This window comes from Streptomyces sp. NPDC034670 (genome assembly GCF_055574875.1).
The window spans coordinates 65,300-91,314 of record NZ_JBVITR010000029.1 but is presented as its reverse complement, the minus strand read 5'-3'; the positions used below and the strand labels follow the sequence as shown (position 1 = coordinate 91,314).

At 72.2% G+C, this 26,015-nt stretch carries 14 protein-coding genes, 1 tRNA gene, 1 rRNA gene and 1 pseudogene; 14 read left to right on the top strand and 3 right to left on the bottom strand.

Annotated features, from left to right (window positions below; genetic code table 11):
• The 3 genes from rrf to ACZ56B_RS20015 all read left to right on the top strand — a co-directional run.
• Nucleotides 1–91 (top strand): 5S ribosomal RNA (gene rrf / locus ACZ56B_RS20025); the annotation flags it as partial.
• A 116-nt stretch (nt 92–207) separates the two neighbouring features.
• Nucleotides 208–870, top strand: coding sequence for a DegT/DnrJ/EryC1/StrS family aminotransferase (locus tag ACZ56B_RS20020; protein ID WP_468791876.1), 663 nt, complete (start codon nt 208–210; stop codon nt 868–870).
• A gap of 77 nt (nt 871–947) precedes the next feature.
• A tRNA-Thr gene (locus ACZ56B_RS20015) sits at nt 948–1,020 on the top strand.
• Between the two features lie 66 nt (nt 1,021–1,086).
• On the opposite strand, the gene ACZ56B_RS20010 is transcribed toward ACZ56B_RS20015, so the two are convergent.
• Nucleotides 1,087–3,843, bottom strand: a complete 2,757-nt coding sequence (locus ACZ56B_RS20010) for a SpoIIE family protein phosphatase (RefSeq protein ID WP_468791867.1) — start codon at nt 3,841–3,843, stop codon at nt 1,087–1,089.
• A 412-nt stretch (nt 3,844–4,255) separates the two neighbouring features.
• On the opposite strand from ACZ56B_RS20010, the gene ACZ56B_RS20005 reads away from it, so the two are divergent.
• The 10 genes from ACZ56B_RS20005 (at nt 4,256) to ACZ56B_RS19960 (ending at nt 19,241) form a co-directional block, all read left to right on the top strand.
• A complete protein-coding gene (locus ACZ56B_RS20005) occupies nt 4,256–9,724 on the top strand; it encodes a HAMP domain-containing protein (protein ID WP_468791864.1) in 5,469 nt (1,822 codons plus the stop codon).
• Nucleotides 9,725–10,028: 304 nt separating this feature from the next.
• The gene (locus ACZ56B_RS20000) at nt 10,029–10,706 is read left to right on the top strand and encodes a response regulator (protein WP_468791861.1); all 678 of its coding nucleotides are present in this window, start codon (nt 10,029–10,031) and stop codon (nt 10,704–10,706) included.
• Between the two features lie 204 nt (nt 10,707–10,910).
• Nucleotides 10,911–13,634 carry a DNA translocase FtsK gene (locus tag ACZ56B_RS19995; RefSeq protein WP_468791858.1) on the top strand — a complete coding sequence of 908 codons (2,724 nt, stop codon included), beginning with the start codon at nt 10,911–10,913 and terminating at the stop codon, nt 13,632–13,634.
• 252 nt (nt 13,635–13,886) lie between these two features.
• Nucleotides 13,887–14,720: a helix-turn-helix domain-containing protein gene (locus ACZ56B_RS19990; RefSeq protein ID WP_468791855.1), complete on the top strand. Its 834-nt coding sequence runs from the start codon at nt 13,887–13,889 to the stop codon at nt 14,718–14,720.
• A 93-nt stretch (nt 14,721–14,813) separates the two neighbouring features.
• Entirely contained in the window at nt 14,814–16,286 is a 1,473-nt protein-coding gene (gene rimO / locus ACZ56B_RS19985) for a 30S ribosomal protein S12 methylthiotransferase RimO (protein WP_468791852.1), read from the top strand.
• Nucleotides 16,283–17,113, top strand: a complete 831-nt coding sequence (gene pgsA / locus ACZ56B_RS19980; protein WP_468791849.1) for a CDP-diacylglycerol--glycerol-3-phosphate 3-phosphatidyltransferase — start codon at nt 16,283–16,285, stop codon at nt 17,111–17,113. Before rimO ends, pgsA begins: the two co-directional genes overlap by 4 nt.
• Nucleotides 17,110–17,655 carry a CinA family protein gene (locus ACZ56B_RS19975; RefSeq protein WP_468791846.1) on the top strand — a complete coding sequence of 182 codons (546 nt, stop codon included), beginning with the start codon at nt 17,110–17,112 and terminating at the stop codon, nt 17,653–17,655. The genes pgsA and ACZ56B_RS19975 overlap by 4 nt, the downstream gene beginning before the upstream one ends.
• A gap of 109 nt (nt 17,656–17,764) precedes the next feature.
• Complete coding sequence (locus tag ACZ56B_RS19970; RefSeq protein WP_003993396.1) at nt 17,765–18,145, top strand: helix-turn-helix domain-containing protein; 381 nt, start codon at nt 17,765–17,767, stop codon at nt 18,143–18,145.
• 178 nt (nt 18,146–18,323) lie between these two features.
• The gene (locus ACZ56B_RS19965; protein ID WP_468791842.1) at nt 18,324–18,794 is read left to right on the top strand and encodes a Dps family protein; all 471 of its coding nucleotides are present in this window, start codon (nt 18,324–18,326) and stop codon (nt 18,792–18,794) included.
• A 156-nt stretch (nt 18,795–18,950) separates the two neighbouring features.
• Nucleotides 18,951–19,241, top strand: coding sequence for a hypothetical protein (locus tag ACZ56B_RS19960; protein ID WP_468791839.1), 291 nt, complete (start codon nt 18,951–18,953; stop codon nt 19,239–19,241).
• A 68-nt stretch (nt 19,242–19,309) separates the two neighbouring features.
• On the opposite strand, the gene ACZ56B_RS19955 is transcribed toward ACZ56B_RS19960, so the two are convergent.
• Complete coding sequence (locus ACZ56B_RS19955; protein WP_468791836.1) at nt 19,310–20,143, bottom strand: Fpg/Nei family DNA glycosylase; 834 nt, start codon at nt 20,141–20,143, stop codon at nt 19,310–19,312.
• 32 nt (nt 20,144–20,175) lie between these two features.
• Entirely contained in the window at nt 20,176–25,095 is a 4,920-nt protein-coding gene (locus ACZ56B_RS19950) for an ATP-dependent helicase (RefSeq protein ID WP_468791833.1), read from the bottom strand.
• A gap of 98 nt (nt 25,096–25,193) precedes the next feature.
• Between ACZ56B_RS19950 and ACZ56B_RS19945 the strand changes: the two are divergent.
• Nucleotides 25,194–25,946: pseudogene (locus ACZ56B_RS19945) on the top strand (AraC family transcriptional regulator); the annotation flags it as partial.
• Between the last annotated feature and the right edge of the window lie 69 nt (nt 25,947–26,015).

Genomic DNA, 26,015 nt, shown 5'->3' with positions numbered 1-26,015 from the left:
GCCCGGTTACATTCCGAACCCGGAAGCTAAGCCTCACAGCGCCGATGGTACTGCAGGGGGGACCCTGTGGGAGAGTAGGACGCCGCCGAACAATTCTTGAAAAGGGGTTGGGCCCTGAACTTCGGTTCAGGGCCCAACCCTTTTTTGTTCGTTGTCACTTGGTGTTCACGTTGCGCAACGAACATCCACGCCATGGGTACTGCTGCACTGCTCAGGGCCGCCGGTGTCGGAGTCGGTGACGAGGTCGTCGTGCCGGCTTTCGGGAACGTGGAGGTCACCGAGTCCGTGGTGACGGCGGGAGCGCTTCCGGTGTTCGCCGACATAGATCCAGCGTCGTACTGCCTCGAGCCGACCGCCGTGGAAGCGGTCATAACTCCCCGGACGGCGGCCGTGGTCGTCGTCCACCGCTTCGGCAGGCCCGCGGATCTCGGGCGGTTGCACGCCCTCGGCCGTCGGCACGGGCTGCTGGTGCTGGAGCACGGAGAGTCCGAGGTGTCGTACGAGGAGACAGCCCGGCGCAGGGAGCGGGCTGCGTTCCTCGACGTGAAGCTGAGGGGTGTGCGGACGCCCGAGGGCGGGGTCGGGCACACCTACCAGCAGTACGTGGTGCGGATACCCGGGAACGGGCGGCCTGACAGGGATGCCTTCGCACGGGCCGTACGTGCCAAGGGCGTTGACTGCCGGGTGCCGGTGAAGACGCCTGTGCACCGCCTGCCCGAATTCCGGCGGTGCGTGTCCCTGCCCGAGACCGAGCGGGCCGCCGACGAGACGCTCGCGCTTCCGGTGGACGCCTCGCTGACCAAGCGGGACATGCAGCGGATCGCGTCCGCGTGCAATGCGCTGGGTGGACTGCTGCAACCGGCCTTCTGAGCGTGGTTGGGAGCACGGGCCTGTTCAGGGTATGATCTATTCCGTTGCCGCGAGGGAAACCCCGCACACGGTGACAGGCCCCTATAGCTCAGTCGGCAGAGCGTCTCCATGGTAAGGAGAAGGTCAACGGTTCGATTCCGTTTGGGGGCTCGAAAGAAAGGCCCCGCCCATCCGGGCGGGGCCTTTCTCATGTCCTGCTGGCGGGGCCGCCGGCTCTCACTGGTCCTGGTGGAGGCCCGGGACGCGCATGGTCAGGATGGCCATGTCGTCGGACGGAGCGTCGGAGGCGAACCGTTCCACGGCCCGCATGATGCGGGCCGCGACCGCGCCGGCCGTCAGGCCCGTGCAGGCCGTCAGGACGTCGGCGAGACCGTCGTCCCCCAGCATGCGGCTGCCCTCACGGCGTTCGGTGACGCCGTCCGTGACGCAGAGGAGGACGTCGCCGGGGTCGAGGGTGACCGTCTGCTCGTACAACTCCAGGTCCTCCAGGACACCGAGGAGCGGCTGGGGGTCGGCGGCCGGTTCGACGGTGCCGTCCTGGCGCAGGCGCAGGGGGAGGGGGTGGCCGGCGCAGACCACCTTCAGTTCCGCGCTGCCGTCCTCCTGCGGACGCAACTCGCCGTAGAGCAGCGTGAGGAAGCGGCTGCGGGCGCCTTCGTCGAGGATCGCGGAGTTCAGGCGCTCCAGGACCGCCGGGCCGCTCAGACCCTCGCGGGCCAGCAACCGGAGCGCGTGCCGGGCGAGGCCGGTGACGGCCGCCGCGTTGGGACCCGTACCGCAGACGTCGCCGATGGCGAAGCCGTAGGCGCCGTCGCTGATCGGGAAGAGGTCGTAGAAGTCGCCGCCGACCTCGTTGCCCTCTCCGGCCGCGCGGTAGATGACCTCGACCTCGACGCCTTCGATCGTGGGCAGCTCGGGGGGCAGGAGGCTGCGCTGGAGGGACTGGCTGATGGCCGTGCGCTCGGAGTAGAGGCGGGCGTTGTCCAGGGCCAGGGCGGCCCGTCGGGAGAGGTCCTCGGCGAGTTCCAGGATCTCCTGACGGAAGTGTTCGTCGGTCGGCTTGCCGAGGGTCAGCATGCCGATGACGCGGTTGCGGGCGACCAGGGGGAGCACCACGGTCTCGCCGCCGACGGCGGCGGCCGTGGCGAGGGTCGGGCCGATGCCCGGAGAGACCTGGCGGGTCGGACCGCCGCTGAGGCCGAGGCTGCGCATGGACGTGCGCAGGGCGGCCTGGTGGGCGACCTCCGCGGGGGCCGACCAGACACGGGCGCCCGGGGTGGGGACCGGGTCGGGCGGGGGGATCTTCGACAGCAGGGACTTGATGCCGTCGATGAGTTCCTCGTCCTCGTGCAGCACGTAGGACAGGTCCGGCTCGGAGGCCTGGTCGGCGATCGTGTAGACGGCGCACCAGGTGGCGAGGGTCGGAACGGTCATCTGGGCCATGAGGGCCAGCGTCTGGTCCCGGTCCAGCGTGCCGGCGAGCAGGTCGGAGGCCTCGACGAGGAAGCTGAGCGAACCCCGGCGCAAGCGCTCCAGTTCCCCCAGGCGGGCCGACTCGACGGCGAGCGCGATGCGGTCGGCCGCGAACTGCAGGCGCAGTGCCTCCTCGTTGGAGTACCTGCCGGGCGCCTCGGCGGCGACGCCGAGGGAGCCGGTGAGACGGCCCTCGACCTTGAGCGGGACGGTGACGACCGAGCGCATGCCGGTGCCGTTGAGGAGGGGGACCGCGCCGGGCACGGCGGTGAGGTCTTCGTGGACGGCCGGCATGCGGGCGGAGCCGTAGCGGCCGGGGCCCGCCTCGACGGGGACGCGGGCGAAGCGCTGACGGGCCGAGGGCAGTCCCGTGGAGGCGCGGACCTCCAGTTCCGTCTCGTCGTCGGTGGCGAGGAGGAGGAAGGCGGAGTCGCCGTCGAGCATGTCGCGGGCGCGCTCCACCGTGCGCTGGAGCAGGCCGTCGAGGTCGTCCGGGGCGGGGGAGCCGATGAACACCTCGAAGGGGTCGGTGTGCTGGCCCTCGGAGCCGCCGGACGTCTCGGGGACCGGTCCGCGCAGCGGCGTCTGCAGAACCGCCCGTTCGTGGTCCCGCACCAGGAGGCAGACCGTTGACGGCTCGCCGTCGGTGTCGCGGACCCGCAGGTGGGAGGCGTACACCGGGATCACACGGCCGTGGGCGCCCCTGATGCCGTAGCTGCCCTCCCAGCGGGAGAGCTGGAGCGCCTCGACAATGCCGGTGCTGGTGCCCGGGGTGTGCGGCCAGGCGGCGAGGTCGGTCAGGGGCTTGCCGGTGACCTGCTCGGCCGTGTAGCCGAAGAGTTCCTCCGCGTCCTCGTTCCAGGCGGTGACGGAGCCGGTCCGGTCGATCTGGACGACGGCCACGCGGACCCGGGTGTCGGCGAGCGGGAGGAGGTCGGCCGGCAGGGACGGACCGGCGGAGCGGGTCCCCACCGGGCGTTCGGGGAGGTCGAGTCGGAACCAGACGGTCTTGTGGGTGGGGGTGTACTCCACGCCCCAGCGGCCGGCCAGGGCCGCGCACAGCTGGAGGCCGCGGCCTCCTTCGCGGTCGGGGCTGCCCATGTTGACGGCCGAGCCCTGGACGGGGATCTCGCGCTCCGGATACCGGTCGGACACCTCGATCCGCACGCCGTCCTCGCCGCGCAGGCACAGCAGGTCGGCGGAGGTGCCCGCGTGGACGACGGCGTTGGTCACCAGTTCGCTGGTGAGGACCACCGCGTCGTCCACGACGTCACCGAAGCCCCAGCCCTGGAGGGTGTCGCGGACGAAGGAGCGGGCGCTCGCGACCGATCGCCCGACGGGCTCGAAGCTGGCGGCCGCACGCGCGGTGATCACAGAACTCCTCGACCGGTCGTCGGCGGACATGGTCCCGTGGCCGTCGGGCTCGAGCCGCTGTTGCGGCAGGCCGCCCCTCGGCCGTGGTTCCGGGGGCTGCTCCCCCGGGATCAGTCCGGTGGTCATGTGTGCGGCCGCCCTCCATGCCCGCTCGTCTCCCTGCCACCACCCAGGCCGGACGGACCGGCATGGCTGGACAGCCGGATGCAAGGTTACTTACCTTCGCGGTCCCCGTGGACGCCGGTCTGCCGTGTTTCCGTCCGGGGGTGTCCCGGGTCCGGAGGGCGTGCGGACGATGTGCGAAGCTGCCGAACTGTTATGGCCTGGTTCGGCAGGGGTGAAACACTGGGCAGGCTGGTGATGGAGATCCGGGCAGACCGTGTGTCTTCCGCGCCGGGCGGGCAGCAGCCCCCTCGGCGGCGTCCCGGTACGTCCGGCGGGAATCGCAGCAGTACGGGAACGGGCAGGAACAGGTACGCCCTCAGGGGTGGTACCCGAGAGCACAGCAGCAATGGTCGACCCCTGCGGGAGGGACACAGTGGAGTCTGGCGCAGCGACGCGGGGCACGAAGGCGCGCGCGAAAGGCGGACAGTCCCTGAACGGCCCACGCAAGACGAAGGGCGGGACCACCGTGGTGGACACGGCGGCGCTGAACCGGCTGCTGGTGGCCCTGGTGGCGATGCGGGACGGGAACTTCCGCAAGCGGCTCACGGTGTCCGGCGACGGTGTGATGTCGGAGATCGCGGCGGTCTTCAACGAGGTGGCCGACCGCAATCTGCACCTGACGGGTGAGCTGGCGCGGGTGCGGCGCATGGTCGGGCGGGAGGGGAAGCTCACCGAGCGGCTGGAGACGGGGGCCTCCGAGGGCTCCTGGGCGACCGCGATCGAGCACTCGAACGCGCTGGTGGACGATCTCGTACGGCCCGTGTCCGAGGTCAGCAGGGTGCTGTCCGCGGTGGCCGAGGGCGATCTGTCGCCGCGCATGGAGCTGCGGACCCAGGGGCCGGACGGGACCGGACACCCGCTGCGCGGCGAGTTCCTGAAGGTCGGGCGCACCGTCAACAATCTGGTCGACCAGTTGTCGACGTTCACCGACGAGGTCACGCGCGTGGCCAGCGAGGTGGGTACCGAGGGCAAGCTGGGCGGGCAGGCCCGGGTGCGCGGGATGTCCGGTTCGTGGAAGGACCTCACGGACTCCGTCAACACCATGGCGGAGCGGCTGACGGCGCAGGTGCGCGACATCGCGCTGGTGACCACGGCGGTCGCCCGCGGCGACCTGTCGCGCAAGGTGACCGTGCACGTCGAGGGGGAGATGCTGGAGCTGAAGAACACCGTCAACACGATGGTGGACCAGCTCTCCGCGTTCTCCTCCGAGGTGACCCGGGTCGCGCGCGAGGTGGGCACCGAGGGCGCGCTGGGCGGTCAGGCGCAGGTGCCCGGGGTGGACGGCGTCTGGAAGGAGCTCACCGACTCCGTCAACACCATGGCCGGGAACCTCACGGCCCAGGTGCGCGGGATCGCCGAGGTGACGACCGCGGTCGCCAACGGCGACCTGTCGCGGCAGGTGACCGTGCCGGCGCGCGGCGAGGTCGCGCAACTGGCCAAGACGATCAACCAGATGACCGAGACGCTGCGGATCTTCGCGGACGAGGTCACACGGGTCGCCAACGAGGTCGGCGCCGAGGGCCGGCTGGGCGGTCAGGCGAACGTGCCGGGGGCGGCGGGCACCTGGAAGGACCTGACGGACTCCGTCAACACGGTGTTCCGGAACCTGACCACGCAGGTGCGGGACATCGCGGCGGTGACGACGGCGGTGGCCAACGGCGACCTGTCGCAGAAGGTCACCGTGGACGTGGCCGGCGAGATGCTGGAGCTGAAGAACACCGTCAACACGATGGTGGACCAGCTGTCCGCCTTCGGCGCCGAGGTCACGCGCGTGGCGCGCGAGATCGGGGTCGAGGGCGAACTGGGCGGTCAGGCGCAGGTGCCGGGGGCGGCGGGCACCTGGAAGGACCTGACGGACTCCGTCAACACGGCGTTCCGCAATCTCACCGGACAGGTGAGGAACATCGCCCAGGTGACGACGGCGGTGGCCAACGGCGACCTGTCGCAGAAGGTCACGGTCGACGTGTCCGGCGAGATGCTCCAGCTGAAGAACACCGTGAACACGATGGTGGACCAGCTGTCGAGCTTCGCCGACCAGGTCACGCGGATGGCCCGGGACGTGGGCACGGAGGGCCGGCTGGGCGGTCAGGCGCGCGTGGACGGGGTGTCGGGCACCTGGAAGGAACTCACCGACTCCGTCAACTCGATGGCGGGCAACCTGACGTCCCAGGTGCGCAACATCGCGCAGGTCACGACGGCCGTCGCGCGGGGCGACCTGTCGCAGAAGATCGACGTGGACGCGCGCGGGGAGATCCTGGAGCTGAAGAACACCATCAACACGATGGTGGACCAGTTGTCCTCCTTCGCCGACCAGGTCACGCGCGTGGCGCGCGAGGTGGGCACCGAGGGCCGGCTGGGCGGTCAGGCGCAGGTGCCGGGGGTCGCCGGCGTGTGGCGGGACCTGACCGACTCGGTGAACGGCATGGCCGGCAATCTCACCGCGCAGGTGCGCAACATCGCCCAGGTGGCCACCGCGGTGGCCCGCGGCGACCTGTCCCAGAAGATCACCGTGGACGCGCGCGGGGAGATCCTGGAGCTGAAGAACACGCTGAACACGATGGTGGACCAGCTGTCGTCGTTCGCCCAGGAGGTCACGCGGGTGGCCCGTGAGGTGGGTACGGAGGGCATCCTCGGCGGTCAGGCCGAGGTGCAGGGCGTCTCCGGCACCTGGAAGGACCTCACGCAGTCGGTGAACGGCATGGCGAACAACCTGACCCTCCAGGTGCGCAACATCGCCGAGGTCACCACCGCGGTCGCCAAGGGCGACCTGTCGAAGAAGATCACCGTCGACGCCAAGGGCGAGATCCTCGAGCTGGTCACCACCGTCAACACGATGGTGGACCAGCTGTCGTCGTTCGCCGAGCAGGTGACCCGGGTGGCCCGCGAGGTGGGTACGGAGGGCATCCTCGGCGGTCAGGCCAACGTGCCGGGCGTGACGGGCATCTGGAAGGACCTGAGCGACAACGTCAACCTGATGGCCAAGAACCTGACCACCCAGGTGCGGAACATCTCCCAGGTCTCCGCCGCCGTCGCCAACGGCGACCTGACGCGGCAGGTCAGCATCGAGGCGCGCGGCGAGGTGGCGCAGCTCGCCGACACCATCAACACCATGGTGAAGACGCTGAGCGCGTTCGCCGAGCAGGTCACCAAGGTGGCCCGCGAGGTGGGCACGGACGGCATCCTCGGCGGTCAGGCGCAGGTGCCGGGCGTGGCCGGCACGTGGAAGGACCTCACCGAGTCGGTGAACCAGATGGCGTCCAACCTGACCGGTCAGGTGCGCAACATCGCGATGGTGACCACGGCCATCGCCAAGGGCGACCTGACGAAGAAGATCGACATCGACGCGCGCGGGGAGATCCTGGAGCTGAAGACGACCATCAACACGATGGTGGACCAGCTCTCCTCGTTCGCGGAGGAGGTCACGCGGGTGGCCCGCGAGGTGGGCACGGAGGGCCAGCTGGGCGGTCAGGCACGCGTGCGGGACGTCGACGGCACCTGGCGGGACCTGACCGAGTCCGTGAACGAGATGGCCGGGAACCTGACCCGGCAGGTGCGAGCCATCGCGCGCGTGGCGACCGCGGTGACCCGCGGCGACCTGAACCTGAAGATCGACGTGGACGCGTCCGGGGAGATCCAGGAGCTCCAGGACTACATCAACAAGATGATCGCCAACCTGCGCGACACCACCATCGCCAACAAGGAGCAGGACTGGCTCAAGGGCAATCTCGCCAGGATCTCCGCGCTGATGCAGGGCCGCCGGGACCTGGAGGACGTGGCCTCGCTGATCATGAGCGAGCTGACGCCGGTGGTCTCCGCGCAGCACGGCGCGTTCTTCCTGGCGATGCCGCTGGTCGACGGCGAGGACGTGAGCGGCGCGGACGACGAGCAGTTCGAGCTGCGCATGCTCGGTTCGTACGGCTACTCCATGGGTTCCATGCCGACGTCGTTCCGGCCCGGTGAGGGGCTCGTCGGGACGGCGGCCGTGGAGAAGCGCACGATCCTCGTGGAGAACGCGCCCAGCGGCTACCTGAAGATCTCCTCGGGGCTCGGGGAGGCACCGCCGGCGCAGGTGATCGTGCTGCCGGTGCTGTTCGAGGGGAAGGTGCTCGGCGTCGTCGAGCTGGCGTCGTTCACGCCGTTCACGGCGATCCAGAAGGACTTCCTCAACCAGATCGCCGAGATGATCGCGACGAGCGTCAACACCATCTCGGTCAACACCAAGACGGAACGGCTGCTGAAGCAGTCCCAGGAGCTGACCGAGCAGCTGCGGGAGCGGTCGGCGGAGTTGGAGCAGCGGCAGAAGGCGCTCCAGGCCTCCAACGCCGAACTGGAGGAGAAGGCCGAGCTGCTGGCCCGGCAGAACCGCGACATCGAGGTGAAGAACACCGAGATCGAGGAGGCGCGGCAGGTCCTGGAGGAGCGCGCCGAGCAGCTCGCGGTCTCCATGCGGTACAAGAGCGAGTTCCTGGCCAACATGTCGCACGAGCTGCGTACGCCGCTCAACTCGCTGCTGATCCTGGCCAAGCTGCTCGCCGACAACGCGGAGGGGAACCTCTCCCCGAAGCAGGTCGAGTTCGCCGAGACCATCCACGGTGCCGGGTCCGACCTGCTCCAGCTCATCAACGACATCCTCGACCTGTCCAAGGTCGAGGCGGGCAAGATGGACGTCTCCCCGACGCGCATCGCGCTGGTCCAGCTCGTGGACTACGTGGAGGCGACCTTCCGGCCGCTGACCGCGGAGAAGGGCCTGGACCTGTCGGTGCGCGTGTCCCCGGAGCTGCCGGCCACCCTGCACACCGACGAGCAGCGGCTGCTGCAGGTGCTGCGGAACCTGCTCTCCAACGCGGTGAAGTTCACCGACTCCGGATCGGTCGAGCTGGTCATCCGGCCGGCCCGGGACGACGTCCCGCAGGCCATCCGGGAGCAGTTGCTGGAGACCGGCTCGTTGGCCGACCCGGACGCGGACCTGATCGCGTTCTCGGTGAGCGACACGGGCATCGGCATCGCGGCCAGCAAGATGCGGGTGATCTTCGAGGCGTTCAAGCAGGCCGACGGGACGACCAGCCGCAAGTACGGCGGCACGGGCCTGGGGCTGTCCATCTCGCGGGAGATCGCGCAGCTCCTCGGCGGTGAGATCCACGCGCAGAGCGAGCCGGGCCGCGGCTCGACGTTCACGCTGTACCTCCCCCTGCATCCGAGCGAGTTGCCCCCGCACGGCTACCAGCAGTCCCTGCCCGCCCCGGAGGCCGCCGGCCTGGCGGCGCCGGACGGTCCGGCCCTGCCGGAGGCCGAGACGTCCGCCGAGGCGGCGTCGTACCGGGAGCCCCGGAACGGTCCGGCCGCGCTGTTCCGGCGCCGCCGCAGGGCCCTGCCCCAGCCGGAGCAGCGGCCCGCGCCGGAGCCGGAGCAGTGGTCGGCTGCGGAGCAGCCGGAGCCGGCGCCCCGGTCGCACCGCGGCATCCGCTTCGGCGGGCAGAAGGTGCTGATCGTCGACGACGACATCCGCAACGTCTTCGCGCTCACCAGCGTCCTGGAGCAGCACGGTCTGTCCGTGCTGTACGCGGAGAACGGCCGCGAGGGCATCGAGGTGCTGGAGCAGCACGAGGACCTGGCGGTGGTGCTGATGGACATCATGATGCCGGAGATGGACGGGTACGCGACGACCACGGCGATCCGCCGGATGCCGCAGTTCGCCGGGCTCCCGATCATCGCGCTCACCGCGAAGGCGATGAAGGGCGACCGGGAGAAGGCGATCGAGTCGGGCGCCTCCGACTACGTGACCAAGCCGGTGGACCCCGACCACCTGCTGTCGGTGATGGAGCAGTGGATGCGAGGGGAGTGAGGACGGCGTCCGAGGGCGCGCGACGTGCCGGGAGCTTCGGAAACCGCACGGAGTTGCTCACATGGTGTGCGCGAAGTCGTGTAGAAGTGCGGGATTCGGGGAACCTTCTGGTCTCCCGCCGCGTTTCTGCTACGTGCACAGTGACATCACGGTGACAGGGTGTGGTGACGGGCGGGGTGCGGCTACGATGACCGGCACAGGGACGGACGGCGCAAGGGAGCCGTCCTCTGGGGCGGCACCCACCGGTGCCTCTTCAGGCCCTGCGGACAGGGGAGGCCCCAAGCCGGGGCGAGGAGGGCGGGCCATGGTGCAGAAGGCCAAGATCCTCCTGGTCGATGACCGGCCGGAGAATCTGCTGGCGCTGGAGGCGATCCTCTCGGCGCTCGATCAGACGCTGGTGCGGGCATCGTCCGGGGAGGAAGCGCTCAAGGCGCTGCTCACGGACGATTTCGCGGTCATTCTGCTGGACGTCCAGATGCCGGGCATGGACGGTTTCGAGACCGCCGCGCACATCAAGCGGCGGGAGCGGACCCGGGACATTCCGATCATCTTCCTCACCGCGATCAACCACGGCCCGCACCACACGTTCCGCGGCTATGCGGCGGGCGCGGTCGACTACATCTCCAAGCCGTTCGACCCGTGGGTGCTGCGGGCGAAGGTCTCGGTGTTCGTCGAGCTGTACATGAAGAACTGCCAGCTGCGGGAGCAGGCGGCGCTGTTGCGGCTCCAGTTGGAGGGCGGCGAGAAGGACGCGGGCGAGCCGAAGGAGCCGGCGGGTCTGCTCGCCGAGCTCTCGGCGCGGCTCGCGGCCGTCGAGGAGCAGGCCGAGGCGCTCACCAAGCAGCTCAACGACGAGTCGACCGACGCGGCCGCGGTGGCCACGGCGGCGCACCTGGAGCGCAAACTCACGGGGTTGCGGCGGGCGCTGGACGCGCTGGAGCCGGGTACCGGCAGCACGTCGTCGGTGCCGTCGCAGAACTGAACCCGGCCGCAGGGGCGTTGGCCGGATACCCGCTGACGGGCACGGGCCCGCGCGTGATGTCGCGTCAGTTCCGCGGGCCCGAGCGCCTTCCCGTGCCTGTCCGCAGCCCTCGTTGTCAGCTTCACGCCTCCGGGAGAGCGACACGAACGGGTGAAGCATCCGTCACGCGTGTCCCCTGCCTCCTCCACCGGTAACCTCACACCCATGGCCTCACGTCCCTCCGCAGCCAAGAAGCCGCCCGCGAAGAAGGCGGCCGCTTCCGCGAAGGCTCCGGCGAAGAAGGCCGTCGCCAAGAAGGCCCCCCCGAAGAAGGCCCCCGCCAGGAAGGCGGCGGCGAAGAGGCCCGCGCCCAAACCGGTGTCGAGCCCGACCGGAGGCGTCTACCGCCTCGTGCGCGCCCTGTGGCTGGGGCTGGCGCACGCCGTCGGCGCCGTCTTCCGCGGTATGGGGCAGGGAGCCAGGAACCTCGACCCCGCGCACCGCAAGGACGGTCTGGCGCTGCTGCTGCTCGGTGTCGCGCTGGTCGTCGCCGCGGGCACCTGGGCCGACCTCGAGGGGCCGGTCGGCGACCTGGTGGAGATCCTGGTCACCGGAGCCTTCGGCCGACTGGACCTGCTCGTGCCGATCCTGGTCGCGGTCGTCGCCGTGCGCCTCATGCGGCACCCGGAGAAGCCGGAGGCCAACGGCCGGATCGTCATCGGCCTGTCCGCGCTCGTCATCGGCGTGCTCGGCCAGATCCACATCGCCTGCGGCTCACCCGCCCGCGACGACGGCATGCAGGGCATAAGGGACGCCGGTGGCCTCATCGGCTGGAGCGCGGCCACCCCGCTGTCGTACACCATGACCGACGTGCTCGCCGTGCCGCTGCTGGTGCTGCTCACGGTCTTCGGCCTGCTGGTCGTCACCGCCACCCCGGTGAACGCCGTCCCGCAGCGGTTGCGGCTGCTCGGTGTGAGGCTCGGACTCGTCCACGAGCCCGGGCCGGAGGAGTTCGGCGAGGACGACGAGCGCTACGAGGAGCAGTGGCGCGAGGCGCTGCCCGCGGGCCGCCGCGGGCGGAGGCCCGCGCCCCCGGAGTACGGCCCGGACGACGTGGAGCAGGAGGCGCCGTCCCGGCGCCGCGGCAGGTCCGCGGTGCCGCAGCCCGACGTGCGCCGGCCCATGGACGCCGTGGACGTGGCCGCCGCCGCGGCCGCCGCGCTCGACGGTGCCGTCCTGCACGGGATGCCGCCCTCGCCGGTCGTCGCCGACCTGACCCAGGGCGTGCGCACCGGGGACCGCGAGCCGACCACGCCGACGCCGGTCCCGGCCGCCCGCCCGCAGCAGGAGGAGCCGGAGCCGGACCGGCCCGGGCGGGCGAAGCCGAAGGCCGGCGTCCTGGACATGACGAAGGCGCCGCCCCGCGAACCCCGCGACCTGCCCGCCCGCGCGGAGCAACTGCGCCTCTCCGGCGACATCACCTACTCCCTGCCCTCCCTCGACCTGCTCCACCGCGGCGGCCCGGGCAAGGCGCGCAGCGCCGCCAACGACGCCGTCGTCGAGGCCCTGCGGAAGGTCTTCACCGAGTTCAAGGTGGACGCCGACGTCACCGGCTTCACCCGTGGCCCGACGGTCACCCGCTATGTCGTGGAACTCGGCCCGGCCGTGAAGGTCGAGCGGGTGACCGCCCTGACCAAGAACATCGCGTACGCCGTCGCCAGCCCGGACGTGCGGATCATCAGCCCGATCCCCGGCAAGTCCGCGGTCGGCATCGAGATCCCGAACACCGACCGGGAGATGGTCAACCTCGGCGACGTGCTGCGGCTCGCGGAGTCCGCCGAGGACGACGACCCGATGCTGGTGGCCTTCGGCAAGGACGTCGAGGGCGGCTACGTCATGGACTCGCTGGCGAAGATGCCGCACATGCTGGTCGCCGGCGCCACCGGTTCCGGAAAGTCGTCCTGCATCAACTGCCTCATCACCTCGATCATGATGCGGGCGACCCCCGAGGACGTCCGGATGATCCTGGTCGACCCCAAGCGGGTGGAGCTGACCGCGTACGAGGGCATCCCGCACCTGATCACGCCGATCATCACCAACCCCAAGCGGGCCGCCGAGGCGCTGCAGTGGGTCGTGCGCGAGATGGACCTGCGCTACGACGACCTGGCCGCCTACGGCTACCGGCACATCGACGACTTCAACCGCGCGGTGCGCGAGGGCAAGGTCGAGCCGCCCGAGGGCAGTGAGCGCGAACTCCAGCCGTATCCGTACCTGCTGGTGATCGTCGACGAGCTGGCCGACCTGATGATGGTCGCCCCGCGGGACGTCGAGGACGCCATCGTGCGCATCACGCAGCTCGCGCGGGCGGCCGGCATCCACCTGGTGCTCGCCACGCAGCGGCCGTCGGTCGACGTCGTCACCGGTCTGATCAAGGCGAACGTGCCCTCCCGGCTGGCGTTCGCCACCTCCTCGCTCGCCGACTCGCGGGTCATCCTCGACCAGCCCGGTGCCGAGAAGCTGATCGGCAAGGGTGACGGGCTGTTCCTGCCGATGGGAGCGAACAAACCGACCCGCATGCAGGGCGCGTTCGTGACCGAGGAGGAGGTCGCGGCGGTCGTCCGGCACTGCAAGGAGCAGATGGCCCCCGTCTTCCGGGACGACGTGGTCGTCGGGACCAAGCAGAAGAAGGAGATCGACGAGGACATCGGCGACGACCTCGACCTGCTGTGCCAGGCGGCCGAGCTGGTCGTCTCCACGCAGTTCGGGTCGACGTCCATGCTCCAGCGCAAGCTGCGCGTGGGCTTCGCCAAGGCCGGCCGGCTGATGGACCTGATGGAGTCCCGGAACATCGTGGGACCGAGCGAGGGTTCGAAGGCTCGTGACGTTCTGGTGAAGCCCGATGACCTGGACGGCGTGCTCGCGCTGATCCGGGGAGAGACCGAAGGGTAGGGGGACGGGACGCGGTTGTCGCTCCGGAGCATCCGGGCGGCCGATCGTGACCCACCCGTAAGGGACCGGTGGGCAACCGTTTCCCCTCGGCGCACGTCAAGTTGAGGAAAGCGACGAACAGCAGGTCCACCATCGGGTTGTCGGGCCATTCCGATGGCGTACAAAGTGCTACCGCCCGGTTGCCCCACCCATTTGTACCCCCCCTAGACTGAACCTCCAGCACAGGCGGCTACACGCTCGAAAGGCGCCCCCGTGTCCATCGGCAACTCCCCTGAAGACGAGCGTCCGTTCGAAGACGTTTCCGAGGAAGCCCGCCCCTCCGTCGGCCGTGCGCTGCAGCAGGCCCGCATCGCCGCCGGGCTCACCGTCGACGACGTCAGTACCGCCACCCGGGTCCGCACCGCCATCGTGCACGCCATCGAGGCGGACGACTTCACGCCCTGCGGCGGTGACGTCTACGCGCGCGGGCACATCCGGACCCTGGCCAGGGCCGTGAGCCTCGATCCGGCCCCGCTGATCGCCCAGTACGAGACCGAGCACGGCACGGGCCGCCCGGCCCCGACCCCGGCCGCGCCCCTCTTCGAGGCGGAACGCATCCGTCCGGAGCGGCGCGGGCCGAACTGGACCGCGGCCATGGTCGCCGCGATCGTCGTGGTGATCGGTTTCGTCGGTTTCACGATGGTCAAGGGCGGTGACGACGGCGGAGAGGGGAACGTCGCCGACGGCACCGCGCCCACCGAGTCCGCCTCGCCCACGCCCATGTCGGAGAAGACCGTCGCCCCCGAGCCCGAGCCGTCGGACAGCGCCATCGCCGCCGTGCCGCAGGACAAGGTGACGGTGCAGGTGAGCGCCACCGACGGACGCAGCTGGATCTCGGCCAAGGACCACAGCGGCCGGCTGCTGTTCGACGGTCTGCTCAAGCAGGGCGAGTCCAAGACCTTCCAGGACAGTTCGAAGATCAATCTGGTGCTCGGCGACGCCGGTGCGATCGACCTGTTCGTGAACGGCAAGAAGATCGAGGACGACTTCCAGCCGGGGGCCGTCGAGCGTCTCACCTACACCAAGGGCGACCCGCAGGCCGGATGAGCGGTCCCGGGCGGTGGACCGGCGACGGGGTCGGCCCGGGTCGGCCAACCCCGTCGACGTGGGCCGTCGACGGGACGAAGTAGTCTTGAGCCCATGCCTGAACGCCGTACCGTCGCACTCGTCACCCTTGGCTGCGCCCGTAACGAGGTGGACTCGGAGGAGCTCGCAGGCCGTTTGGAGGCGGACGGCTGGCGGCTCGTCGAGGACGCCGCCGATGCGGACGTCGCCGTCGTGAACACCTGCGGTTTCGTCGAGGCCGCCAAGAAGGACTCGGTCGACGCCCTCCTGGAGGCCAACGACCTCAAGGAACACGGCAGAACGCAGGCCGTCGTGGCGGTGGGCTGCATGGCCGAGCGGTACGGCAAGGAACTCGCCGAGGCTCTCCCCGAGGCCGACGGCGTGCTCGGCTTCGACGACTACACCGACATCTCGGACCGGCTCCGGACCATCCTGAGCGGCGGCATCCACGCCTCCCACACCCCGCGCGACCGGCGCAAGCTGCTGCCCATCAGCCCGGTGGAACGGCAGGAGGCGGGCGCGTCCGTCGCGCTGCCCGGTCACGGTCCGGTGGACCTGCCGGAGGGCCTCGCCCCGGCCTCCGGACCCCGCGCGCCCCTGCGCCGCCGGCTGGACGGCTCCCCGGTCGCCTCGGTGAAGCTCGCCTCCGGCTGCGACCGGCGCTGCTCCTTCTGCGCCATCCCGTCCTTCCGGGGCTCCTTCATCTCGCGCCGCCCCAGCGACGTGCTGAACGAGACGCGGTGGCTGGCCGAACAGGGCGTGAAGGAGATCATGCTGGTCTCCGAGAACAACACCTCCTACGGCAAGGACCTCGGTGACATCCGTCTGCTGGAGTCCCTGCTGCCGGAGCTCGCCGAGGTCGACGGCCTCGAGCGGGTGCGCGTCAGCTACCTCCAGCCGGCCGAGATGCGGCCCGGCCTGATCGACGTCCTGACCTCCACGCCGAAGGTCGCCCCGTACTTCGACCTGTCCTTCCAGCACTCCGCGCCCGACGTGCTGCGCGCGATGCGCCGCTTCGGCGACACCGACCGCTTCCTGGAACTGCTCGACACCATCCGGAGCAGGGCGCCGCAGGCCGGCGTGCGCTCCAACTTCATCGTCGGCTTCCCCGGCGAGTCCGAGGCCGACCTCGCCGAGCTGGAGCGCTTCCTGAACCACGCGCGGCTGGACGCCATCGGCGTCTTCGGCTACTCGGACGAGGAGGGCACGGAGGCGGCGACCTACGACACCAAGCTGGACGAGGACGTCGTCGCCGAGCGCCTGGCACGTGTCTCCCGGCTGGCCGAGGAACTCGTCTCGCAGCGCGCCGAGGAGCGGATCGGCGAGACCGTGCACGTGCTGGTGGAGTCCGTGGACGAGGAGGGCGTCCACGGCCGGGCGGAGCACCAGGCGCCCGAGACGGACGGCCAGGTGCTGCTCACGAGCGGCGAGGGTGTGAGCGTCGGCCGTATGGTCGAGGCGAAGGTGGTCGGCACGGAAGGTGTCGACCTGGTGGCCGAGCCGCTCCTCCAGGGCTCGCCCGCGTGCGGTGAGGAGGCGGGCAGATGACGGGTGTCCCGGCATCGGCGGCGGGAGGCCCCTCCGGCGCGAGGAGGGCGGCGGCGGGCGCCGCCGGGAGCGCTCCGGGGGCGCCGGCCGGGCGCACGGCCGCGCGGGAGTCCCGGGACGCGGCTCCGGGGTCGTCCGCCGGCGGCGAGGTGTCCGGGGGCTTCCTCGACGGCACCGCGGACGCCGGGTCCGGTGCGAAGCCGCCGCGCGGCGGGAAGATCGCGGCGGCGGCCGTCAACCAGGCCGGCGTCTGGAACATCGCCAATCTGCTGACCATGCTCCGGCTGCTGCTCGTCCCGGCCTTCGTCGTGCTGATGCTCGCCGACGGCGGACACGACCCGGCGTGGCGGTCGCTCGCCTGGGCGGCCTTCGCCATCGCCATGATCACCGACCTGTTCGACGGGCACCTGGCGCGCACGTACAACCTCGTCACCGACTTCGGGAAGATCGCCGATCCCATCGCCGACAAGGCGATCATGGGAACGGCGCTGATCTGCCTCTCGGCACTGGGTGACCTGCCCTGGTGGGTCACCGGGGTCATCCTCGGCCGGGAACTCGGCATCACGCTGCTGCGTTTCCTGGTCATTCGTTACGGCGTGATCCCGGCCAGCCGCGGGGGCAAGCTCAAGACCCTCACCCAGGGGGTGGCCGTCGGCATGTACGTCCTGGCGCTCACGGGATGGCTGGCCACGCTGCGGTGGTGGGTGATGGCGGCGGCGGTCGTGCTGACCGTGGTGACCGGACTCGACTACGTGAAACAGGCCATTGTGCTCCGCAGGCGGGGAATTGCCGAGCGCAAGGCGGCGTTGGAGGAGACGGAAGCGTGAGTTCCACGGCCACCGAGGTGGTGCGACTACTCACCGTGAACGGTGGGACGCTCGCTGTCGCCGAGTCGCTGACCGGTGGCCTGGTGGCGGCGGAGATCACCTCGGTTCCCGGGGCCTCCAAGGTCTTCCGGGGTTCGGTGACGGCGTACGCCACCGAGCTGAAGCACCGGCTGCTCGGTGTGGACGCCACTCTGCTGGCTCAGCGCGGAGCGGTGGATCCGCAGGTGGCGGCCCAGATGGCGGCCGGTGTCCGCAGGGCGCTGGGTGCCGACTGGGGCATCGCGACCACGGGTGTCGCCGGTCCGGACCCGCAGGACGGCCAGGCCGTCGGGACGGTGTTCGTGGCCGTGGACGGTCCCCGCGGAGCGGATTCCGGTTCCGCCTCCGGCGGAAAAGTGGAGCGCCTGCGGTTGAACGGCGACCGCGCGGAAATTCGTATGGAGAGTGTACGGAGCGTACTCGCACTGCTTCTGACGGAGCTTGCGAACGAACAGACCGGGAATGAGCGGGCACAGGATACGGAACGGAACGGGGGGTTTTGATGTTTGCAGCCCTGAGTGAACACGACATCGCTCCCCGCACGGCCGCGGCGCAAGGCGGTACGGTGGGGCGAGAAGGATGCGGCTACGCGGTCCGAGGAGGGAGCCACCGATGATTCTGCTCCGTCGCCTGCTGGGTGACGTGCTGCGTCGGCAGCGCCAGCGCCAGGGCCGTACTCTGCGCGAAGTCTCCTCGTCCGCCCGAGTCTCACTCGGCTATCTCTCCGAGGTGGAGCGGGGGCAGAAGGAGGCTTCCTCCGAACTGCTCTCCGCCATCTGCGACGCGTTGGACGTACGGATGTCCGAGCTCATGCGGGAAGTGAGCGACGAGCTCGCCCTCGCCGAGCTGGCCCAGTCGGCTGCAGCGACCCCCAGCGAGCCCGTGCCCACGCCGGTTCGTCCGATGCTGGGTTCTGTTTCGGTGACCGGTGTGCCACCGGAACGGGTGACCATCAAGGCGCCCGCCGAGGCGGTGGACGTCGTCGCCGCGTGACGCGGTACCCCGCACGCGCGGTGTGAGGTGTGAGAGGCCCCGGTCAGGGCCCTTCCGGAGATCCGGAGGGGTGCCGCCGGGGTTTTCGCACGTCCGGGTCGCTCCGCGTGCGTTTGCCGGTGCGGCAGGTGGCGGTCATCGTTGAGGGAGGAGGCGGGGGACAGCCACGGAGGTGCGGATGTACGTCGTGAAGAGCCCCTTGTCCGACGCGAACCTGAAGACGGTGTCCGAGGCGCTGCAGGGCGCCCTGGTGGACCTGGTGGACCTCGCCCTCGTGGCGAAGCAGATCCACTGGAACGTGGTCGGGCAGCGCTTCCGTTCCGTGCACCTCCAGCTGGACGAGGTCGTGGACCTCGCGCGCAGGCACACCGACACGGTGGCGGAGCGCGCCGCGGCCCTGGGCGTCTCGCCCGACGGGCGCGCCGCGACGGTGGCCGTCGGCAGCGGGATCGGGGTGACGCCCGAGGGCTGGGTCGACGACGCGACCGCGGTGGGAACCCTCGTGGAGGCGCTGGGCGCGGTGATCACCCGCATGCGGGAGCGGATCGCGGCGACCGGGGAGGCGGACCAGGTGAGCCAGGACGTCTTCGTCTCGATCACGGCGGATCTGGAGAAACAGCGCTGGATGTTCCAGGCCGAGAACGGGTGACGTGGCCCCGGCCCCGCAGGGCCGTGCGGTCCCCGCCGGGCCGCGGGGAGGGTGTGGTGCGCCCGTGGGCCGCCGGCGCGTCCGGCGCCCGGGTGCGAGCGGCCCCGCGGCTCCCGGCCGGCGACCTCGCGGCACCCGGCCGGGGAGGCGGGGGCCGTGACGGGACGGCTGGTGCGCTGGGGGGCCGCAGCGGGGCTCGGGGCGCTGTGGTGGTGGGCCCTGGCACGGCTGCTGCTGGTGCCCGGCGCCGGTGTGCTGGAGGGGGCGGTCGCGGCCGGCGGGTGGGGGATCGGTCTGCTGCCGGTGCACTGCGTGCCCAGGGCCCGGGCGGAAGGGGCACTGGCCGCCGGACGGTGGCGGCGGGCCTGGCGCGCGGGCGCCGCCTCCACGACGGCGGGCACCGCGAGAGCACCGCATCCCGGCCCGGGCGGGAAGGCAGGCGGGTGAGGACGGTCGCGGCGCCGGGGACCGGGCACAGGACCGTGCGAGCGGATGCCCGCCGCACCGCCTCCCCGTCACCCGCGTCGGGTCGCGGTGCGGCGGGGCCGGGACGGAGCGGGGGCCGGGCCCGGCTGGCAGACCGGGCACCAGTAGGTGGGACGTTCCCGGGAGCCGTCGCCCTGGTCGGCGAGGCGGATCGGAGTGCGGCAGCGCAGGCAGGGCCGGGACGCACGGCCGTACACGAACAGGTTCTGGCCGCTCAGGCCCGTCGTGTTGCGGACCGGGCGCTCGCGGTTGGACTCCAGCAGCCTCCTGGCGAGTCCGGGTAGTCGCGCGGCGCGCTCGGCGGGCAGCTCCCCCACGGGGAGCCAGGGGGTGACGCCGAGCAGGAAGCAGAGCTCGCTCTTGAACACGTTGCCGATGCCGGCGAGGTTGCGCTGGTCCAGCAGGGCCTCGCCGAGGGGGCGGGCCGGGTTCTTCAGGAGGTTGGCCAGCGCCCGGTCCGCGTCCCAGTCCGGGCCCAGGAGGTCGGGTCCGAGACGGCCGACCGCGCGGTCCTCGTCAAGGGTGCGCAGGAGTTCCACGACGGGGAGCCGGTAGCCGACGGCCGTGCGGTCGGCATTGCCGAGGATCGCGCGGATCTGGTGGGCGGGTCCGCCGTCCCAGCGCTGCCCGTCCGCGTACACCTTCCAGGAGCCGTCCATCCGCAGGTGGGAGTGGAGGGTCAGGCCGCCCTCGATGCGCGCGAGCAGGTGCTTGCCGCGCGGGGTGACGTCCAGGACGGTCCGGCCGGTGAGGTCGGCCGTGGCGTACCGGGGCACCCGGAGGTCACTGCGGGTCAGCACCTTGCCCGCGAGGGCGTCGTGCAGCCGCCGTGCGGCCCGCCAGACCGTGTCTCCTTCGGGCATGCGTCAAGGGTTGCACGCCGGACCGGCCCGGGTCAGGCGCGCAGGCGCAGGCCGCGCGGTGTGGCGACGAAGCCCGCGGCCTCCAGGAGGGCGCCGAGGGGGGACGTCAGGGCAGGGGCGCCGTTGACGCGTTCCACGGTGACCGTGCCGAGGGAACCCGCGCGGGCGGCCGAGGCGAGGGCTTCGGCGGCGGCCGGGAGGCGGAGGTCGTCGCCCGGTTCGCCGCCGGGGTCGGCGGGCCAGGCCAGCAGGGTCTTCCCGCCGCGTTCCACGTAGAGCGTCAGCTCGCCGTCGACGAGCACCACCAGGGAACCCGCCTTGCGGCCCGGCTTGTGCGCCGCGCCGGTCGGCGGCTCGGGCCAGGCCAGGGCGGCACCGTACGCGTTGGCCGGGTCGGCGGCGGCGAGGACGACGGCCCGGGAGGCGGAGGCCGGGCCGGTACGGCGGCCCGCGAAGGGGTCGTACGGCGCCCGCCCGCCGTTCCACCGGGGCGGCGGGACCTGCGGGGCGATGTCGCGGGGGGAGAGGTGGTCACCCGGCGCCGGAGCCGGGTACGGCGCGTCGTCCGAGCCGGGGGAGCCGTCATGGCCCGAGGCGGTCGCGGGGGAGCCGTCGAAGGCGTCGGCGAAGCCGTGGCCGGCGAAGGGGCCGGAGCCGCCGTCGAACGGACCGGGCACGCCCCCGTCCCCGGGGACGGGCAGGCCGTCGCCGCGCTCCCGGGCGCCTGCCACGGCACGGAGGCGGTCCACCGCACCGTCCATCGCGAACTGGGCGGCGCCCAGGCCCTCCACCACGTAGCCGCGGCGGGCCCGGCCCGTCTCCTCGAAGGCGGACAGGATCCGGTACACCGCCGAGAAGCCGCCCTCCACGCCCTCCGCGGAAACGGCACCCCGGGTCACCACGCCGTGCCGGTCGAGCAGGGTGCGGGCCAGTGCGTGGGCGCGGACCGTCGGGTCGGTCTCCCGGTCCGGGAGCAGGGACCAGCGGCCGGCGACGGTCGGCGGGCCGGTGCGGGAGGCGGCGCGGGCGGCCGCCGTGAGCGAGCCGTAACGTCCGCGCGGGACCGTACGCTTGGCGCGGTGGGCGGTGGAGCCCGCGGTGCGGCCCGAGCCCAGCAGCGAGCGCAGGGGGGAGAGGGTGTCGTTGGTCAGCCGCCCCGACCAGACCAGGTCCCACAGGGCGTCGGAGAGCTGCGCGTCGGTGGCCTCCGGATGGGTGGTGGCGCGGACCTGGTCGGCGATCTGGCGGAAGAACAGGCCGTAGCCGCCGGACAGGGCGTCCAGGACGGACCGGTGGAGGTCGGTCGGTTCCAGGGGGTGCGGGGGCGGCAGGAGCAGCGGAGCGGCGTCCGCCAGGTACACGGAGACCCAGCCGTCCTTCCCCGGCAGCGCGCCGGCGCCGGCCCACACCACCTCCCCGGCGGCGGTGAGCTCGTCCAGCATCGCCGGGGCGTAGTCCGCCACCCGGGACGGCAGGACCAGCTTCTCCAGGGCGGAGGCGGGCACGGCCGCGCCCTGCATCTGCTCGACGGCGCGCACCAGGCCGTCGACGCCGCGCAGCGCGTGTCCCTTGCCGAGGTGCTGCCACTGGGGGAGGAACTGCGCGAACGCGGCCGGCGGGACCGGCTCCAGTTCGTGCCGCAGGGCGGCCAGGGAACGGCGGCGCAGCCGGCGCAGCACGGCCGCGTCGCACCACTCCTGGCCGATCCCGGCCGGGTGGAACTCGCCCTGGACGACCCTGCCCGCCGCCGCGAGCCGCTGGAGCGCGCCCTCGGTGACCGCCGTGCCCAGTCCGAAGCGGGCCGCCGCGGTGGCCGACGTGAAGGGACCGTGGGTGCGCGCGTACCGTGCGAGGAGGTCGCCGAGCGGGTCCTTGACCGGCTCGGTGAACGCTTCCGGCACGCCGACCGGCAGCGCCGTGCCCAGTGCGTCGCGCAACCGGCCGGCGTCCTCGATCGCCGCCCAGTGCTCGGTGCCGGCGACACGGACCCGGATGGCACGCCGCGCGGCGGCCAGCTCCCGCGCCCACTGCGGCTCGGCCCCCCGCTCGGCCAGCTCGGCCTCGGTGAGCGGACCGAGCACGCGGAGCAGATCGGCCACCCCCTCCACGTCCTTGGCGCGCCGGTCCTCGGTGAGCCACTGCAGCTCGCGCTCCAGCTCGGTCAGCACCTCGGCGTCGAGCAGTTCGCGCAGCTCGGCCCGGCCGAGCAGTTCGGCCAGCAGCCGCGAGTCCAGGGACAGGGCGGCGGCGCGGCGCTCGGCGAGCGGGGAGTCGCCCTCGTAGAGGAACTGCGCGACGTACCCGAAGAGCAGGGAGCGGGCGAAGGGGGAGGGTTCGGGAGTGGTGACCTCGACGAGCCGCACCCTGCGGGACTCCAGGTCGCCCATCAGCTCGACGAGGCCGGGGACGTCGAAGACGTCCTGGAGGCATTCGCGGACCGCCTCCAGGACGATCGGGAACGAGCCGAACTCGCCCGCCACCTGGAGCAGCTGGGAGGCGCGCTGGCGCTGCTGCCACAGCGGGGTGCGCCGGCCGGGATTGCGGCGCGGCAGCAGCAGCGCGCGGGCGGCGCATTCGCGGAACCGGGACGCGAACAGCGCCGAGCCGCTCACCCGGTCGGTGACGAGCTGCTCGACCTCGTCCCGGTCGAAGACGACGTCCGCCGCGCCCACGGGGGCCCGGTCCGCGTCGTACTCGGCGCGGGCCCTCGCCGGCTCCTGGTCGAGCAGGTCCAGACCCATCAGGTCGGCGTCCGGCAGGCGCAGCACGATGCCGTCGTCGGCGTGCATCACCTGGGCGTCCATGCCGTACCGCTCGGAGAGCCGGGCGCCGAGCGCGAGCGCCCACGGGGCGTGCACCTGGGCCCCGAACGGCGAGTGCACGACGACCCGCCAGTCGCCGAGCTCGTCGCGGAAGCGCTCCACGACGATCGTGCGGTCGTCCGGGACGTGGCCGCAGGCCTCGCGCTGCTCGCCGAGGTAGGACAGGACGTTGTCCGCGGCCCAGGCGTCCAGCCCCGCCGCGAGGAGCCGCAGGCGGGCGTCCTGCGCGGGGAGCGAGCCCACCTCGCGCAGGAAGGCGCCCACCGCGCGGCCGAGCTCCAGCGGGCGGCCCAGCTGGTCGCCCTTCCAGAACGGCAGCCGTCCCGGCACCCCCGGCGCCGGGGAGACCAGGACGCGGTCCCGCGTGATGTCCTCGATGCGCCAGGAGCTGGTGCCGAGGGTGAAGACATCGCCCACGCGGGACTCGTACACCATCTCCTCGTCGAGTTCGCCGACCCGTCCGCCGCCCCTCCTGGGGTCGGCGCCCGCGAGGAACACCCCGAACAGGCCCCGGTCGGGGATGGTGCCCCCGGAGGTGACGGCGAGGCGCTGGGCCCCGGGGCGGCCGGTGATCTCGCCCGTGATCCGGTCCCACACCACGCGCGGACGCAGCTCCGCGAACGCGTCGGACGGGTAGCGGCCGGCGAGCATGTCCAGGACGCCCGTGAAGGCGGACTCGGGCAGGGAGGCGAAGGGGGCCGCCCGGCGGACCGTGGCGAGCAGGTCGTCGAACTGCCAGGTGTCCATGGCCGTCATGGCGACGAGCTGCTGGGCCAGGACGTCCAGGGGGTTCGCGGGGACGCGCAGGGACTCGATGGCGCCCGCGCGCATCCGCTCGGTGACCACGGCCGCCTGCACGAGGTCGCCCCGGTACTTCGGGAACACCACGCCCGTGGAGACCGCGCCCACCTGGTGCCCCGCGCGGCCGACGCGCTGCAGACCGGAGGCGACGGACGGCGGCGACTCGACCTGGACCACCAGATCGACGGCGCCCATGTCGATGCCCAGCTCCAGACTGGAGGTGGCGACCACCGCGGGCAGCCGGCCGGCCTTGAGGTCCTCCTCGACCTGGGCGCGCTGCTCCTTGGACACCGAACCGTGGTGGGCACGGGCGATGACCGCAGGAGCGCCTCGGGCGGCTCCGGAGCCGCCCATGAGTTCGGCGGGGGAGTGGTGCTCGCCCAGAGGTTCCCCGGTGGCCCGCTCGTGGGCGATCTCGTTGAGCCGGTTGCACAGGCGCTCGGCGAGGCGCCGCGAGTTCGCGAACACGATCGTCGAGCGGTGCGACTGGACCAGGTCGGCGATCCGCTCCTCGACGTGCGGCCAGATCGACGGGCGCTCGGCGCCCTCCGCGCCGTCGGCGACCGGGGCACCGCCCAGTTCGCCCAGATCCTCGACCGGCACCACGACGGAGAGGTCGAACTCCTTGCCCGACTCCGGCTGGACGGTCTCCACCCTGCGGCGGGGGGAGAGGAAGCGGGCCACCTCGTCGACCGGGCGGACGGTCGCCGAGAGGCCGATGCGGCGGGCCGGCGCGGGCAGGAGTTCGTCCAGCCGCTCGAGGGACAGCGCGAGGTGCGCTCCCCGCTTGGTGCCGGCGACCGCGTGCACCTCGTCCAGGATCACCGTCTCCACGCCCGTCAGCGCCTCGCGGGCAGCCGACGTCAGCATCAGGAACAGGGACTCGGGGGTGGTGATCAGGATGTCCGGCGGACGGGTGGACAGGGCACGGCGCTCGGCGGGCGAGGTGTCGCCGGAGCGGATCGCGACCTTCACCTCGGGTTCGGGCAGGCCCAGGCGCACGGACTCCTGCCGGATGCCGGTCAGCGGGCTGCGCAGGTTGCGCTCGACGTCGACGGCCAGGGCCTTGAGGGGGGAGACGTACAGAACGCGGCAGCGCTTCCCCGGATCGGCGGGCGGGGGAGTGGAGGCCAGCTGGTCCAGGGCCGCGAGGAACGCGGCCAGCGTCTTGCCGGAACCCGTGGGCGCGACCACCAGCACGTCCGAGCCCTCGCGGATGGCCCGCCACGCGCCGGCCTGGGCGGCGGTGGGCGCGGAGAACGCCCCCGTGAACCAGCCGCGGGTCGCGGGGGAGAAGCCGTCCAGGGCCCGGTGCGGTGTGCTGACCATGCGTCCATCGTGCACCCGAGCACTGACAAGGGGCCTGAGCTGGGCGAACGGAACGTCCCGGGTCCCGGGCCGGCACAGGGCTGCGGGACAATGGCCGCATGGCGGAATCGGGCGGGGAGCGTGCGCGGCACTGGCGGTACGCCGAACTCCCCGATGTCGACCTCCTGCGGGCCCGGTACATACGGAAGGCCTTCGTCCGGCACACCCACGAGCACTTCGTGATCGCCGCCGTCTCCGAGGGGGTGGAGGTCTTCCACCACGGCGGGAGCGACCAGTACGCGGGTGCCGGGTCCCTCGCCCTGGTGAATCCGGACACCCCGCACACCGGGCGGGCGGGCGTCCCCGAGGGGTGGCGGTACGGGGCGGTGTACCCGTCGCCGGAGGTGGTGGCCGCGATCGCCGCCGAGACCACCACGCTGCGCGGCACGCCGGGTTTCGTGTCGCCGGTGCTCGACGACCCGTACGCCGTCCGCCTGGTGCACCGGGTGCTGCGGGCCACCGACGAGGGCGACGCGCTCGCCGCCGACACCCTGCTGAGGGTCGCCGTGACCCGGTTGTTGCGGCTGAACGGCGGGTCGCTGCCGCGCAGGGAGGTGCGGACGGCCGGCGCCCGGACCGCCGCACGCGCGCGGGCCCTGCTGGAGGAGCGGATGACCGCGCCGCCGACGCTGGAGCAGCTGGCCGGTGAACTCGGCACCAGCCCGTTCGCCCTGCTGCGGGCCTTCCGGGACGCCTACGGGATGCCCCCGCACGCCTGGCTCACCGACGCGCGGGTGCGGCGGGCACGGCGGCTGCTGGACGCGGGGACGACGCCGTCGGAGGCGGCCGTCGCGGTCGGGTTCACCGACCAGCCGCACCTGAACCGCCACTTCGGCCGGATCGTGGGCGTGCCCCCGGGCGCCTACCAGCGCGAGCGCAAG